Origin of the sequence: Streptomyces sp. NPDC088350 (assembly GCF_044753545.1) — a bacterium.
Lineage (GTDB): Bacteria > Actinomycetota > Actinomycetes > Streptomycetales > Streptomycetaceae > Streptomyces.
This window is the reverse complement of sequence record NZ_JBIVNL010000012.1, coordinates 1-13,711: the sequence shown is the minus strand read 5'-3', so window position 1 is coordinate 13,711 and position 13,711 is coordinate 1. Positions and strand designations below refer to the sequence as shown.

General features: G+C 69.5%; 11 protein-coding genes and 2 tRNA genes. 10 read left to right on the top strand and 3 right to left on the bottom strand.

Translation table 11 applies throughout. From position 1 onward, the window contains the following. Nucleotides 1-29 precede the first annotated feature (29 nt). From recF to ACIQBL_RS35950, 7 genes are all read left to right on the top strand, one after another. Nucleotides 30-1,151 (top strand): DNA replication/repair protein RecF, encoded by a 1,122-nt coding sequence (gene recF, locus ACIQBL_RS35980; protein WP_401949671.1) that lies wholly within the window; start codon nt 30-32, stop codon nt 1,149-1,151. Further along, nucleotides 1,148-1,717 (top strand): DUF721 domain-containing protein, encoded by a 570-nt coding sequence (locus tag ACIQBL_RS35975; protein WP_401949668.1) that lies wholly within the window; start codon nt 1,148-1,150, stop codon nt 1,715-1,717. The genes recF and ACIQBL_RS35975 overlap by 4 nt, the downstream gene beginning before the upstream one ends. Nucleotides 1,718-2,069: 352 nt before the next feature. Then, a complete protein-coding gene (gene gyrB / locus ACIQBL_RS35970; RefSeq protein ID WP_401949665.1) occupies nt 2,070-4,130 on the top strand; it encodes a DNA topoisomerase (ATP-hydrolyzing) subunit B in 2,061 nt (686 codons plus the stop codon). 42 nt (nt 4,131-4,172) lie between these two features. Further along, on the top strand, nt 4,173-6,764 hold the full coding sequence (gene gyrA, locus ACIQBL_RS35965; RefSeq protein WP_401949662.1) for a DNA gyrase subunit A: 2,592 nt from the start codon (nt 4,173-4,175) through the stop codon (nt 6,762-6,764). 18 nt (nt 6,765-6,782) lie between these two features. Further along, nucleotides 6,783-7,580: a DUF3566 domain-containing protein gene (locus ACIQBL_RS35960; protein WP_401949659.1), complete on the top strand. Its 798-nt coding sequence runs from the start codon at nt 6,783-6,785 to the stop codon at nt 7,578-7,580. Between the two features lie 123 nt (nt 7,581-7,703). After that, nucleotides 7,704-7,780 (top strand) — tRNA-Ile (locus ACIQBL_RS35955). A 62-nt stretch (nt 7,781-7,842) separates the two neighbouring features. Then, the gene (locus ACIQBL_RS35950; RefSeq protein WP_401949656.1) at nt 7,843-8,253 is read left to right on the top strand and encodes a hypothetical protein; all 411 of its coding nucleotides are present in this window, start codon (nt 7,843-7,845) and stop codon (nt 8,251-8,253) included. A 141-nt stretch (nt 8,254-8,394) separates the two neighbouring features. On the opposite strand, the gene ACIQBL_RS35945 is transcribed toward ACIQBL_RS35950, so the two are convergent. After that, nucleotides 8,395-8,742 (bottom strand): DUF6344 domain-containing protein, encoded by a 348-nt coding sequence (locus ACIQBL_RS35945; RefSeq protein WP_401949653.1) that lies wholly within the window; start codon nt 8,740-8,742, stop codon nt 8,395-8,397. 337 nt (nt 8,743-9,079) lie between these two features. Here ACIQBL_RS35945 and ACIQBL_RS35940 point away from each other — a divergent pair, with 337 nt between their 5' ends. Together ACIQBL_RS35940 and ACIQBL_RS35935 are read left to right on the top strand one after the other, a co-directional pair. Then, nucleotides 9,080-9,208, top strand: a complete 129-nt coding sequence (locus ACIQBL_RS35940) for a DLW-39 family protein (RefSeq protein ID WP_003999697.1) — start codon at nt 9,080-9,082, stop codon at nt 9,206-9,208. Nucleotides 9,209-9,399: 191 nt separating this feature from the next. Next, entirely contained in the window at nt 9,400-10,731 is a 1,332-nt protein-coding gene (locus ACIQBL_RS35935; protein ID WP_401949650.1) for a hypothetical protein, read from the top strand. A 19-nt stretch (nt 10,732-10,750) separates the two neighbouring features. Here ACIQBL_RS35935 and ACIQBL_RS35930 read toward each other — a convergent pair whose 3' ends face one another. Both ACIQBL_RS35930 and ACIQBL_RS35925 read right to left on the bottom strand, forming a co-directional pair. Then, entirely contained in the window at nt 10,751-12,112 is a 1,362-nt protein-coding gene (locus tag ACIQBL_RS35930) for a protein kinase (RefSeq protein ID WP_401949647.1), read from the bottom strand. A gap of 204 nt (nt 12,113-12,316) precedes the next feature. Beyond that, nucleotides 12,317-12,865 (bottom strand): helix-turn-helix domain-containing protein, encoded by a 549-nt coding sequence (locus ACIQBL_RS35925; protein WP_401949644.1) that lies wholly within the window; start codon nt 12,863-12,865, stop codon nt 12,317-12,319. A 180-nt stretch (nt 12,866-13,045) separates the two neighbouring features. Here ACIQBL_RS35925 and ACIQBL_RS35920 point away from each other — a divergent pair. Further along, nucleotides 13,046-13,118 (top strand) — tRNA-Ala (locus ACIQBL_RS35920). Nucleotides 13,119-13,711: the final 593 nt, after the last annotated feature.

The following is a 13,711-nucleotide window of genomic DNA, read 5'->3' as shown; positions in this document are numbered from 1 at the left end:
CACAACCTGGGGGAGGTCGGTGAACGACCATGCACGTCACGCATCTGTCGCTGGCCGACTTCCGCTCGTACGCCGGGGTCGACGTCCCGCTCGACCCCGGCGTCACCGCGTTCGTGGGCCCCAACGGGCAGGGCAAGACCAACCTCGTCGAGGCGATCGGCTATCTCGCCACCCTGGGCAGCCACCGTGTCTCCTCGGACGCTCCGCTGGTCCGTGTGGGCGCCGACCGGGCAATCATCCGGGCCCAGGTCAGGCAGGGCGAGCGGCAGCAGCTGGTCGAGCTGGAGCTGAACCCCGGCCGCGCCAACCGCGCCCGCATCAACCGGTCCTCGCAGGTCAGACCCCGTGACGTGCTGGGCATCGTGCGGACCGTGCTGTTCGCGCCCGAGGATCTCGCCTTGGTGAAGGGCGATCCCGGGGAGCGGCGGCGTTTTCTGGACGAGTTGATCACCGCGCGCTCTCCGCGTATGGCCGGGGTTCGTTCCGACTACGAGCGGGTGCTCAAGCAGCGCAACACCCTGTTGAAGTCGGCAGCGTTGGCGCGGCGGCACGGTGGACGCTCCATGGACCTGTCCACGCTCGACGTGTGGGATCAGCATCTCGCGCGCGTGGGGGCCGAGTTGCTCGCCCAGCGGCTCGATCTGATCGCCGCGCTGCAGCCCCTCGCGGACAAGGCGTACGAGCAACTGGCGCCCAGTGGCGGCCCGGTGGCCCTGGAGTACAAGCCGTCGGCACCCGGTGAGGCACACACGCGTGAGGACCTCTACGAGCAGTTGATGGCGGCGATCGCGGAGGCGCGCAAGCAGGAGATCGAGCGGGGCGTCACCCTCGTAGGACCCCATCGGGACGACGTGGTCCTCAAACTCGGTCAGATGCCCGCCAAGGGGTATGCCTCGCACGGGGAGTCCTGGTCGTACGCGCTGGCGTTGCGCCTCGCGTCGTACGACCTGCTCCGGGCCGAGGGCAATGAGCCGGTGCTCGTGCTCGACGACGTGTTCGCGGAGCTGGACACGCGGCGCCGGGAGCGGCTGGCCGAGCTGGTGGCGCCCGGCGAGCAGGTGCTGGTGACGGCCGCGGTCGACGACGACGTGCCGCACGTACTGGCGGGGACGCGGTACAGCGTGGCGGAGGGGGCGGTGGAGCGCGTATGAGCACGGACGAGCCCGCCCGGCTCCCCAAGCCCCCTGCAGCCGAGGAACCCGCGCCCCCGAAGGCCGCCGAGCCCTCCGGCGTCGACCTCGCGCGCGTGGCGTTGCGCGCCGCGAAGGAACAGGCACGCGCGCGTGGGGACGCGGCGCAGCAGAAGAAGCAGGCGCGGCGCGGCGGACTGCGCTCCGGCGCGCGCGCCGACGGCCGCGACCCGATGGCCCTCGGTGCTGCCATCAACCGGCTGCTCACCGAACGCGGCTGGGAGACGCCGGCCGCGGTGGGCGGTGTGATGGGCCGCTGGCCGCAGATCGTCGGCGAGAACCTGGCCAAGCACTGTGTTCCGGAGCGGTACGACGAGGACGAGCGGGTCCTGGTCGTGCAGTGCGACTCCACGGCGTGGGCGACCCAGCTGCGGCATCTCACGCCCACGCTGGTGGCCCGGCTGAACGAGGACCTGGGACACGGCACCGTACGGATGATCAAGGTGCTCAACCCCGGCGGACCGCCCCGGCGCTACGGCCCTCTGCGGGCTCCCGGCAGCACGGGTCCCGGCGACACCTATGGGTGACTGACATCACAGCGCGGGCTCCGGCGGGTGAACGGACGCGGTTGCGAATACCGACCTGACCCTTGAGTAGCAAAGGGTTGACACCCGGAAGCGCTGAGTGCCTCCGTGAGCCTCTTTGAGCCCCGTTCCGCATATGGGGAGTCGGGAGAGACCGGTTCAGGGCGGCACATGAGGACTCAGGTACCGGCAAACCCCCATCCATGTCGGCGCTACCGGTAGACTGGAAGCAATCCCGCCCCACTTGTGGGACACACACCGAGCAACGCTGACTAAGGCTTACCAACGCAACACGCCGCAGCCGCTCCGGCCACCAGCCTGAGCCTGGCTTGTGCTGTGCCAGAAAGGGCGCTTCGTGGCCGATTCCGGCAACCCCAACGAGAACATCCCGTCCACCGACGCCGGCGCCACCGGCGGGGCCCACGCCTCGAACGGCGAGGTCACCGCCTCGTACGACGCCAGCGCCATCACCGTCCTCGAGGGTCTGGACGCGGTCCGCAAGCGACCCGGTATGTACATCGGCTCGACCGGCGAGCGCGGCCTGCACCACCTTGTGCAGGAGGTCGTCGACAACTCCGTCGACGAGGCGCTGGCCGGCCACGCGGACACGATCGACGTCACGATCCTCCACGACGGCGGCGTACGCGTCATCGACAACGGCCGCGGCATCCCGGTGGGCATCGTCCCGTCCGAGGGCAAGCCCGCCGTCGAGGTCGTACTGACCGTGCTGCACGCGGGCGGCAAGTTCGGGGGCGGCGGCTACGCGGTCTCCGGCGGTCTGCACGGCGTGGGCGTCTCCGTCGTGAACGCGCTGTCCAGCAAGGTCGCCGTCGAGGTCAGGACCGACGGCCACCGCTGGACGCAGGACTACAAGCTGGGCGTCCCCACGGCCCCGCTCGCGCAGCACGAGGCCACGACCGAGACCGGAACCTCGGTCACCTTCTGGGCCGACCCGGACATCTTCGAGACCACCGAGTACTCCTTCGAGACGCTCTCGCGGCGCTTCCAGGAGATGGCGTTCCTCAACAAGGGTTTGACGATCAAACTCACTGACGAGCGCGAGCTGGCGAAGGCCACGGCCGGTGCCGACGAGGCGGGTGCGGACGAGAAGGACGAGGTCAAGACCGTCACGTACCACTACGAGGGCGGCATCGTCGACTACGTGACGTACCTCAACTCCCGCAAGGGGGACGTGGTGCACCCGACCGTCATCGACCTGGAGGCGGAGGACAAGGACAAGAGCCTGTCCCTCGAGGTCGCGATGCAGTGGAACAGTGGTTACACCGAGGGTGTGTACTCCTTCGCCAACATCATCCACACGCATGAGGGCGGTACGCACGAAGAGGGCTTCCGGGCCGCGCTGACCTCGCTGATCAACAAGTACGCGCGCGACAAGAAGCTGCTCCGCGAGAAGGACGACAACCTCACGGGCGACGACATCCGCGAGGGTCTCACCGCGATCATCTCGGTCAAGCTGGCCGAGCCGCAGTTCGAGGGCCAGACGAAGACCAAGCTCGGCAACACCGAGGCGAAGACCTTCGTACAGAAGGCGGTCTACGAGCACCTCAACGACTGGCTGGACCGCAACCCGAACGAGGCCTCGGACATCATCCGCAAGGGCATCCAGGCGGCCACCGCGCGCGTGGCGGCCCGCAAGGCCCGTGACCTCACCCGTCGCAAGGGCCTCCTGGAGACGGCGTCCCTGCCGGGCAAGCTGTCCGACTGCCAGTCGAACGACCCCACCAAGTGCGAGATCTTCATCGTCGAGGGTGACTCCGCCGGCGGCTCGGCCAAGTCCGGCCGGAACCCGCAGTACCAGGCGATCCTCCCGATCCGGGGCAAGATCCTCAACGTCGAGAAGGCCAGGATCGACAAGATCCTGCAGAACCAGGAGATCCAGGCACTGATCTCCGCCTTCGGTACCGGAGTCCACGAGGACTTCGACATCGCCAGGCTGCGCTATCACAAGATCATCCTGATGGCGGACGCCGACGTCGACGGACAGCACATCAGCACCCTGCTGCTGACCTTCCTGTTCCGCTTCATGCGGCCACTGGTCGAGGCCGGACACGTGTTCCTGTCGCGTCCCCCGCTCTACAAGATCAAGTGGGGCCGTGACGACTTCGAGTACGCGTACTCGGACCGCGAGCGCGACGCGCTGATCGAGCTGGGCCGGCAGAACGGCAAGCGCATCAAGGAAGACTCGATCCAGCGCTTCAAGGGCCTCGGTGAGATGAACGCCGAGGAGCTGCGCATCACCACGATGGACCAGGAGCACCGCGTCCTCGGCCAGGTCACCCTGGACGACGCCGCGCAGGCCGACGACCTGTTCTCGGTTCTCATGGGCGAGGACGTCGAGGCGCGCCGCCAGTTCATCCAGCGCAACGCCAAGGACGTCCGCTTCCTCGACATCTGAGTCGGTCTCAGCTGACCGCACCAGGAAGGATCCCCACCAGCAATGACCGACGAGAACACTTCCGGTACGCCTGAAGAGGGCGTCATCGCGCAGCGCGTCGAGCCCGTCGGGCTCGAGACGGAGATGCAGCGCTCGTACCTCGACTACGCGATGTCCGTCATCGTGTCGCGCGCCCTGCCCGACGTCCGCGACGGCCTCAAGCCCGTCCACCGCCGCGTCCTGTACGCCATGTACGACGGCGGCTACCGGCCCGAGAAGGGCTTCTACAAGTGCGCCCGCGTCGTCGGCGACGTCATGGGCAACTACCACCCGCACGGCGACTCCTCGATCTACGACGCGCTGGTCCGCCTCGCGCAGCCGTGGTCGATGCGGATGCCGCTGGTGGACTCCAACGGCAACTTCGGCTCCCCGGGCAACGACCCCGCCGCCGCCATGCGCTACACCGAGTGCAAGCTGGCGCCGCTGTCCATGGAGATGGTCCGTGACATCGACGAGGAGACCGTCGACTTCACGGACAACTACGACGGCCGCTCCCAGGAGCCGACCGTCCTGCCGGCCCGCTTCCCGAACCTGCTGATCAACGGCTCGGCGGGCATCGCGGTCGGCATGGCCACCAACATCCCGCCGCACAACCTCCGTGAGGTCGCGGCGGGCGCCCAGTGGTGCCTGGAGAACCCCGAGGCCTCCCACGAGGAGCTGCTCGACGCGCTGATCGAGCGCATCAAGGGCCCCGACTTCCCGACCGGCGCGCTCGTCGTCGGCCGCAAGGGCATCGAGGAGGCCTACCGCACCGGGCGCGGCTCGATCACCATGCGCGCGGTCGTCGAGGTCGAGGAGATCCAGAACCGCCAGTGCCTGGTGGTCACCGAACTCCCCTACCAGACCAACCCCGACAACCTCGCGCAGAAGATCGCCGACCTGGTGAAGGACGGCAAGGTCGGCGGCATCGCGGACGTCCGCGACGAGACGTCGTCCCGTACCGGCCAGCGCCTCGTCATCGTCCTCAAGAGGGACGCGGTCGCCAAGGTCGTACTGAACAACCTCTACAAGCACACGGACCTTCAGTCGAACTTCAGCGCCAACATGCTGGCCCTGGTCGACGGTGTGCCGCGGACCCTCTCCCTGGACGCGTTCATCCGGCACTGGGTGGCGCACCAGATCGAGGTCATCGTCCGTCGTACGAAGTTCCGGCTGCGCAAGGCCGAGGAGCGGGCGCACATCCTGCGCGGCCTCCTGAAGGCCCTGGACGCCATCGACGAGGTCATCGCGCTGATCCGGCGCAGCGACACCGTGGACATCGCGCGCACGGGCCTGATGGGCCTCCTGGAGATCGACGAGATCCAGGCGAACGCCATCCTGGAGATGCAGCTCCGCCGACTGGCCGCCCTGGAGCGCCAGAAGATCATCCAGGAGCACGACGAACTCCAGGCGAAGATCGCCGAGTACAACGCGATCCTGGCCTCCCCGGTGCGCCAGCGCGGCATCGTCAGCGAGGAACTCGCCGCGATCGTCGAGAAGTTCGGCGACGACCGCAAGACGATGCTGGTGCCCTTCGACGGTGACATGTCCATCGAGGACCTCATCGCCGAAGAGGACATCGTCGTCACCATCTCGCGCGGCGGCTACGTCAAGCGCACCAAGGCGGACGACTACCGCTCCCAGAAGCGCGGCGGCAAGGGCGTACGCGGCACGAAGCTCAAGGAAGACGACATCGTCGACCACTTCTTCGTGTCGACCACCCACCACTGGCTGCTGTTCTTCACCAACAAGGGCCGCGTCTACCGCGCGAAGGCGTACGAACTCCCCGACGCCGGCCGGGACGCGCGCGGGCAGCACGTCGCGAACCTCCTCGCCTTCCAGCCGGACGAGGCGATCGCCGAGATCCTCGCGATCCGCGACTACGAAGCGGCGCCCTACCTGGTCCTTGCCACCAAGGGAGGCTTGGTGAAGAAGACGCCTCTGAAGGATTACGATTCGCCCCGCTCCGGCGGTGTCATCGCGATCAACCTCCGTGAGACGGAGGACGGTTCCGACGACGAACTGATCGGCGCCGAACTCGTCTCGTCCGAGGACGATCTGCTGCTGATCAGCAAGAAGGCACAGTCGATCAGGTTCACGGCGACGGACGACGCACTGCGCCCCATGGGGCGTGCGACCTCCGGTGTCAAGGGCATGAGTTTCCGCGAGGGCGACCAGCTTCTCTCGATGAATGTTGTTCGACCCGGTACGTTCGTGTTCACTGCCACAGACGGCGGGTACGCGAAGCGCACCGCCGTCGACGAGTACCGCGTCCAGGGTCGCGGTGGCCTGGGTATCAAGGCCGCCAAGATCGTCGAGGACCGCGGTTCTCTCGTCGGCGCGCTGGTGGTCGAGGAGACGGACGAGATCCTCGCCATCACGCTGTCCGGCGGTGTGATTCGTACGCGAGTCAACGAGGTCAGGGAGACGGGCCGTGACACCATGGGCGTCCAACTGATCAACCTGGGCAAGCGCGATGCCGTCGTCGGTATCGCTCGTAACGCCGAGGCGGGATCCGAGGCGGAGGAAGTCGCCGGCGACGAAGCCGTCGACGAGACCACCGAGGGTGCCGCGACCACCGGCACGGACGAGGGTGACGCACCCTCGGTCGAGTAGCACGAGGAGAGAGTCATCGTGAGCGGAGCCACGGGCGCCGGATCGACCGGTACGGACACGGACGGCGGCGGCCGTGGCTCCGCCGCGAACGCGACAGATCCGCACACGACCCAACTGCGTGCGATCGACGTCAAGAAGACGGACGCGCACTCGCCCGACACGCATGGATCCCAGGGGGGAACTGTGACGGACACCCGAGGTCCGCAGACCCAGCAGCAGTCTGCTGGGGCGGGCCCGGCCGCACCCGGCGCCAAGGCTCCGGCCCAGGGCCAGCAGCCGGCCCAGCCGGTCGCGCCGCCGCCGGGTTCCCCGTTGCCGGGGGAGCGCCAGCCGCAGCAGGCGGCGGGGCCGTACCACCCGCCGCAGGCGTACCCCACGCAGGCGCCCGCCGCCGCCCAGAGCGGTGCCGTACGGCGTCCGCGCACCGGTGCGCGCACCGCGCCGCGCACCCGCAAGGCGCGGCTGCGGGTGGCCAAGGCCGACCCGTGGTCGGTGATGAAGGTCAGCTTCCTGCTCTCCATCGCGCTGGGCATCTGCACGGTCGTGGCGTCCGCGGTGCTGTGGATGGTCATGGACGCGATGGGGGTCTTCTCGACCGTCGGCGGCACGATCTCGGAGGCGACCGGCTCGAACGAGTCGAACGGCTTCGACCTCCAGTCCTTCCTGTCCCTCCCGCACGTCCTGACGTTCTCGGGGATCATCGCGGTCATCGACGTGATCCTCGCCACGGCGCTCGCGACGCTCGCCGCGTTCATCTACAACCTCTCCGCCGGCTTCGTCGGCGGCATCGAGCTGACGCTCGCCGAGGACGAGTGAGAGTCGGGTGAACGGAGGTTGAAACCTCCCTGGGCGGTCCTGTGACTATCGATTTTGGGACTGCCCATGTCGTGCGCTAATCTTCAGGAGTCAGCGCGCGGGACACACTCCGCAGAGCGCGGCGGGGCTATAGCTCAGTTGGTTAGAGCGCATCCCTGATAAGGATGAGGCCACAGGTTCAAATCCTGTTAGCCCCACCAGCACCAAGACCCCCAACTCAAATGTGGTTGGGGGTCTTCGGCGTTTCCGGTGATACTCGCCCATGAGCAGAATCGCCGAGGTCATCGTGTTGGCCAGGGACGCGGAAGACATCATGAAGCCGCTGACCGAGCGGGACGACAGCCGTGCGTGGACGGGCCGGTTCGTCGATATCGGGCAGGGCATGTTCGGCGGCTGGGCCATCGAGTTCGTGCGGCGGAGCCGATGGGTCGGGCTGCTGGGACACCTGGAGTCGCTGCCCTGGCCGTCGCCGCACACCGTTCAGGTGCTGATCCACGACGAGGAGGACGACTGCTTCGGCCTGTGGATGATGCACGACGGCAGGCTCGTGGAGATACCGCTGCCGCGCACGCGCCGGGACTTCTGGGTGAACCACTACACGGGTGAGGTCGATGCGGACTGTCCCGGAATGCTGGTCCGCACGGACGGGCCGGGCGGTGGGCCCGCGGAATGACGCCGCGCGGGCAGGCGAGGAGACCCTCGGCCACGACGGGCCGGGGGTCTCCGGGGTCTTCTCTGGAGCGTTGTACGCAAGTTCGCCGCTGTGTCAGAGAGGTCGGGGCGTCAAGGAAGTGGAAGTGGGTGAGGGGGAGCGTCAGCGCTGGAGAGGTGTCCCCGGCTCGGCGTGGTCCGGCTCCGCCGGGTCGACGGCCTCCGTGGCCTCGTCCGTGTCCGTCGGGGGCCGGTGGCGGCAGCTGGGGGACTTGCCGTGGGCCTCGGCGCGGATGCGTTGCTTCATCGTGGGGGGCAGTGACCTGGTGAAGGACCAGGGGGAGATCGCCGGTGTCGTCACCTGCGCGGCGGTGCTGGTGCTCGTCGTCGCGGACGGTGTCGCCGCGGTGGCGGCCGTCGCGGTGATCGTGATGAGTCCGAGCGCCGTGCACAGCGCGAGGAAGGCGGTGACGAAGGCGTTCCACAGCTTCATGACCTTGATCTGGGTCATGGCCCCTCACTTTCAGGTTGGGCGATTTGCGTACTTTCCTCATGATGTGTATGGGGCTCGCGAAGTGGTGGACCGACGCCCATGGCGCGTCGATGTTCTGATGAACACCACTCGGATGGGTGCAAGTAGCCAGAAAACGGCCGAAGAAGGGTGAAGCGGGGGTGAAGTGACCGTCCGTGGAGGTGTGATCACCCTCCGATCGGAGCGGCTGAGTCCGCATCTACTGCGCTGTCCCGGGCGGGAGTTGGCCTCGGACGCAGGTCACCGATCGGTCTCGGTCGGTGTGTATAGTCGGGCGACAGAGGTCCCCTACGTCAAGGAAAGACGAGGTCGCGCGGTGAAGAAGCTTCTCCTGGTCGCACTGGCCGCCATCGGCGGGCTCCTCGTGTACCGCCAGATCCAGGCGGATCGCGCCGAGCAGGACCTGTGGACGGAGGCGACCGACTCCGTGCCCACGGGTTCGTGAGTACCGAGATCCAGTTCTGAGCACGCCCCGGCCGCCGTAGCGGTCGGGGCTTTGTGTTGCGCCCTCGCCGCGGTGCGGGTACGGCCCGACGACCCCGGAATTTCGGACGCTCGTACGGATTGCCCGGATGCCACGCGCGCGTGCGGGGCAGGATGGGCCACGTCCGGAGCAACGACGAGGGGTGGCGCGTGATGGGGCGGCGTACGGCGTGGTGGCGGACGCGGGCACAGGGCGGCCGTACGCCCGTCGCCGAGGCCGTACGACGTGTCGGTGCCGTCGTCGCCGTCCTGTGCGCGACGGCCGCCCTGACGGGCCACCCCGCCTCCGCGGCCGGGTCACCGAGCGCCTACGGCTACGACAAGGGCGACCGGGTCGTCGACGGAGCGAGCGACACCGCTCATGCGGTACGTCTGGATCCCGGTGGGACGTACCGGAGTTCCCTGCGGAAGGGCGCCGCCCTCTACTACGGCCTCGATCTCGACGCCGTGTCGGACGTCTACGTCTCCGTCACCGCCGTGCCTCCGGCGGGCACCACGGTCGCCGCCACCGACGGCATCAAGGTGTCGCTGCGGAACGCCGCGGGCACCGGCTGCACGTACCGGAGCGCCACCTTCGGCGGGGGCCGGAGTCCCCACCCCGTGGCCGCCTGGGCCGTACGGGAGGCGGGCAAGGCCCTGTGCAACGGGGCCGGCAAGTACTACGTGCTCGTCGAGCGGGTCGACGCGTCGGGTTCCTCGCCGGACACCTGGGGTCTGGAACTCACCGCGGTCTCCGAAGCCCCGTTGGCGCGTGTCGACACGACGAGCGCGCCCCAGGACTGGAACTCCGCGTCGCCCGAGGCCGTCACGGGGGAGGCCCGGCGCCGTGCGGGCGGCTCGGGGTTCGCCGGGGCGGTCGCCGTAGGACAGGGGGTGTGGGAGGACGACGTCGAGCCCGGCGGGAGCCTCTTCTACAAGGTGCCGGTCGACTGGGGCCAGCAGCTGTCCGTCACCGCCGAACTGGGCGCCACGAGCGGCGGCAGCGGCTATGCGACCGATGCGCTGGACCTGGCGCTCTACAACCCCGTGCGCGGCTCCGTCGACGAGGCCGGCCTCGGTTACCAGGGCAGTCAGGAGTCGACCGCGCTCGACCCGCTGCCGCCCGTCGAGTACCGCAACCGCTACTCCGTCGTCGACCACGAGAGCGGGATGCGCTTCGCCGGGTCGTACTACCTCGTCGTACACCTCGCCGCGCAGGTGGCCGACAGCTTCGGCCGGGGGCCGTTCCCGGTGACGCTGCGCGTGCGCGTCGAGGGCTCGGCGCACGGCGGTCCCGGGTACGCGGCGCGGTCCGAACCCCGGAACGTCTTCGAGGTGACCGCACAGGACCGCGAGGCGGCCGTGACGGGGACCGGCGGGGGAGGCGGCACCGCGATGAAGGTGCTCGCGGTGGCCGGCATCGGCGGGGGCAGCGTGCTGCTGGCGACGCTAGGCGTGTGGACGGTGACGGCCCGGCGACGCGCTTCGACGGCTGCCGCGTCGTAGCGATCCCGTCGCAGCCGGGTCAGATGCGGGTCAGCGCCCAGAACCCCACGGCGTAGCAGGCCAGCGCGAGCAGCAGGACCGGTACCGCCACCCTCGCGGGCGGCCCGGGACGGCGCTTGGCGCGCCTGGCGCGGTGCTGTGCGACCGGCGGCGCGGAGGGCGGAACCTGCGTGGTGTACGCGGCAGTCGGAGGCTGGGGGGAGGCCAGGACGCGCGTGACGTCGTCCGGGGAGGAGTACGCGGGCCGGTGTGCCCGGTCCGTCCGGTGCGGCTGCGGGGGCGGCAGGTGGAAGCTTCCGGTGTCCGACATGGGGGACGGTGGCGGAGGCGCGGCCGGGGTCGGCCGGGAGACGATCCCCTGCCGTGGATCCACGGGCACGGAGTCCGTGCCGGGCCAGGCCGAGTCGATGCCTTCGCCGCTCGCACCGGTGTCCGGGGCGTGCTCGGGCTCGGTCGGCACACGAGCCGTCGTCGATCCGGTGTCCACCCCGGAGGCCCGCTCCAGCGGGCCCTCGGGCGCGAACCCCGAAGGCAGCGGCCCCACTTGGTCGAAGATCTCGATCAACTCGTCGTCGGGGCCCGGCTCGGGCAGCAGCTCCGCAGCCGCCGCAAGCGCCTTGCGCGCCCCCGTGGCGGTCCGGAAGCGCGCCTGCGGATCCGGCTGCAGCAGCGTCGCCACGACCTGCCACAGCGGCTCCGGGATCCCCTTGGGCGCCGCCGGCGTCCCGTGCTCCGCGAAGTACTGCACGAGCGCCTTGGAATCCGGCTTGGCCCCCTCCAGCAGATACAGCGCCACCAGTCCTACGGCGAACAGGTCGGCGGGGAAGTCCGGTTCGGCGCCCATCATCTGCTCGGGCGCGAGGTAACCCGGCGTCCCCACCACGAGGTTGGTCTCCGTCAGGCGCGCCTCGCCGAGCCGCATCGCGATGCCGAAGTCGGACAGGCGCAGGCGGGGACGGGCCGTGCCGGTGGCTTCGAGGAGCAGGTTCGCGGGCTTGATGTCACGGTGCACGACACCCTCCGCGTGCACCGCGGCGAGACCGGAGAGGAGCTGGTCGAGCAGCGTGCAGACGAACGCGGGGGGCAGGGGGCCGTAGTCCCCTATGAGGTGGACGAGGGAGCCGCCCGTCACCAGGTCCATGGTGAACAGGACCTTGTCGTCGTCGGCGGCCCAGCTGGCCGGGGCGAGCACATGGGGGTGGTCGATCCGCAGCGCCTGTTCCCGGACGAAGCGCAGCAGGGAGTGCGCGTCGCTCTGCTGCAGGACCTTGGCGGCGACATAGCGGCGACGGCGGTGGTCCCAGGCGCGCCAGACCGCGCCGACACCTCCGCGCCCGATCGGGTCGACCAGTTCGTACCGGCCGGCGAAGACCTCACCCATGGCTGTGCGTCGCTCCTCCCCCTTCGGTTACCCCCGTTGCTTCCCCCGAGACGAGCGATACGACTCCCCCTGGCCGTACTTCCTTGTGGCACTTCCCCGCGGCTGTTCCGCACGTGCTTCCGGTGAGTGACACGACCCCCTCGTGCCCCTCGCCGGAAGCGTGCCCGGCCGGCGAACCCCCCGTCGGCGGCCGGGCCGTGGGGCTCAGCTCTGGTGGGACTGGTAGTGCGCGACCGCGTCGGAGGTGCGGCCGGCGCCGTACACCCGGAGGAACTCCGCCAGTTCGGGATGGGACGGGGCGAGGGTGTCCGCCGCGTCGATGATGTCGCCCGCGGCGGCCACCGAGCGCAGCAGCGACTGGATCTCGCGGACCACCCGCTTGACCGTGGGCGCTCCCGAACTGCTCGTCGTGGTCGTGGTGTTGCTCAGCACCGAGCCCCCCTGGGACTTCTTGATCTCGTCCATGCGGTCGGTCGCCTCGGCCGCGCTCACACTGCCGTCCGCGACCTGCCCCGCCAGGTCCTGCAGCAACTGCACCCGCTGGACCACCGCCGGATTGCCGATCTTCGCCCGCTGACCGCTCATCAGCTGGGACAACATCGGCGCGGACAGTCCCAACACCCCCGCGAGACGAGCCTGGTTGAGCCCAAGATCGTCGATGAGCTTACGGAAGAGCGCCCCCAAAGGCTCCCCGTACCAATTCCGCTGCAGCTCCCGCGCTCTGGCGGTGGCTTCCTGCTGTGCGGCGTCCATTGCGTCTCCCCATCGCTTCCCCAAAACCGCGGTTCGCTCTAGCGAACCACGACGAGCATCTTACGGAGAGTGGTCGTTCACCGGGAGCCCCATCTTTTTGCGAGATACCGGGGAGGACCCGGTACGCTGGTCCCCGAAGCCCACCGGCGCGTGGTTCTGCCGGTCGGACGCTTCCCTAGCGGGGCCTTAGCTCAGTTGGTAGAGCGCTGTCTTTGCATGGCAGATGTCAGGGGTTCGACTCCCCTAGGCTCCACATCCCGCACCGGCCGGTCGCCCTCAGTGGCGTCCGGCCGGTGTTTGTCTGTGCCCGCGCGGTGACGTGTGTCACGCAAAGGGCGGATCTTCGTTGCAGTTGTTTGCGCAAACGGATGCGCCGAGTGAAGTCCGCGAAGGCGTCGCGTCGGCGGCCGGCGCGGTGTGGGGATGGTGTGCCCGTGTGTGCGGGCCCTGTGTGAGCTGGCATGAATACGGTCGCGTAATCAGGGGTGTGCGGTCCGTCAAGGGAGTCTGTGCGGTACTTGCGCACGTGGGGCGTTGCAAACGTCATCGCAGGCAGCTTGCGTAAATCAAGGTGTTTACCGGGCCCCGCGACCGCCGCTGTTCGGATGTTCCACGTGAAACATCGCCGTGGGGGGGGGGGGGGGGGGGGGGCCCGCCCCCCCGCGGGGGGGGGGGGGGGGGGGGGGGGGGGGGGGGGGGGGGGGGGGGGGGGGGGGTCGGGGGGGGGGGGGGGGGGGGGGGGGGGGGGGGGGGGGGGGGGGTCGGGCGGGGCCGGGTCGTGCGGGGTGGGGTCGTGCAGGGCCGAGTCGTGCGGGGTGAGGTCGTGCAGGGCCGGGTCGTGCGGGG